Source organism: Burkholderia sp. 3C (assembly GCF_054589155.1).
Window position 1 is genome coordinate 35,870 of sequence record NZ_BAAILN010000154.1, and the last position, 1,500, is coordinate 37,369.

A 1,500-nucleotide genomic window follows, 5' to 3' on the forward strand; every position below is an offset into this window, starting at 1 on the left:
GAGAACGTGCCGAGCGCCTCGCGCACCGCGTCGAGCGTGGCCTGCGTGACCTCGCGCGCACGCTCGGTGCCCTGCATCAGCACCTCGACCACATAACCCGGATCGGCCGCCAATTGCGCACGCCGCGCGCGGATCGGTGCGACGAACGCCTGCAGGCGCTCCTCCAACCTACGCTTGACCACCATGTCGCCCAGCCCGCCCGCGCGATACGCCGCCTTGAGCCGCTCGACCTCGGCCACGTCGTCGTCGAACGCGTCGAGATACGTGAACACCACATTGCCCTCCACGGTGCCTGGGTCCGACGCGCGCAAGTGGTTCGGGTCGGTGTACATCTGCCGCACCGCCGTGCGGATCGCATCCTCGGGCGCGGCCAGCGCGATCGCATTGCCGAGCGACTTGCTCATCTTCGCCTTGCCATCGATGCCGGGCAGCCGGCCCAGCGTGGGGATCATTGCCTCGACCTCGGGCAGCAGCGCGCGCTCGGTCTGGCGGTTCAGCCGCCGCACGATCTCGTTGGTCTGCTCGATCAGCGGCGCCTGATCCTCGCCCACCGGCACCACCGTCGCGCGAAAGCCGGTGATGTCGGCCGCCTGCGCCACCGGGTAGCACAGAAAGCCGGCCGGGATGTCGCGCCCGAAACCACGCGCCTGGATCTCGTCCTTGATCGTGGGATTGCGCTCCAGCCGCGCGACCGTGACGAAGTTCATGTACAGCAGCGTCAGCTCCGCCAGCGCGGGCAGCGCCGATTGCAGGCAGAGGGTGGTCTTGCCCGGATCGATGCCGACCGACAAATAATCGAGCGCCACTTCGAGCACGTTGCGGCGGACCTTGTCGGGATCGTGCGCGTTGTCGGTCATCGCCTGTGTGTCGGCGATCAGGATGTTCTGCTGATGGGTGTCCTGCAGCCGCACTCGCGTGCGCAACGAGCCGACGTAGTGGCCGAGATGCAGCGGGCCGGTCGGGCGGTCGCCCGTCAACACGACGGGGCGCGCGGCGGATGCCGAAGGAAGGGACGTCGGGCACATCGGGCTTTTCTCCGGGAAAAGCCGCCGCGGCGCAAGGTCGGCCGGTGCAGAGCAGATGCAGTTGCAAAGCCGGGCCGGCGAGCCGCGGCGGACAAGGTCAGGGGTAACGCGTGAGACGATGCCGCGCCGTCAGGAGCGGCGCCAGCGATGCGTAGAGAGGCAAGGCAGGAAGATCATCGCGCAAGCGTGCCACAAATCGGCCATGGCGCGGCGATCGCCCATGCGGGCGGCGCGGGATTGCGCAAGAAATCGGCGCGCAACGCGGCTGACGGCACGGCCAGCGGCGAGGCTCACCTCGACGCCAACGACGCGTCGATCGTTCGGGATGCCAACGATTGCCGGCAGCCCCCGGCGCGCGCATAAAAAAACGGCTTCGAAGCCGCCGCAACGAAGCCGTTGAAGAAACGTCGGGCACGCGCGGCGGCATCGAAGCCGCCACGCGTGCCGGTCAGGCTTACTCGCCCCGGCCGTTGCG

The 1,500-nt window shown here is 68.7% G+C and carries 2 protein-coding genes; both read right to left on the reverse strand.

What is annotated here, in order from left to right; translation table 11 throughout:
• Positions 1-1,025, reverse strand: a 1,025-nt coding sequence (trpS, locus tag ACYP33_RS32340; protein WP_459625252.1) for a tryptophan--tRNA ligase, incomplete at its 3' end; no start/stop codon positions are given.
• Between the two features lie 129 nt (positions 1,026-1,154).
• On the reverse strand, positions 1,155-1,500 hold a 346-nt coding region (locus ACYP33_RS32345), incomplete at its 5' end, for a hypothetical protein (RefSeq protein WP_459625253.1).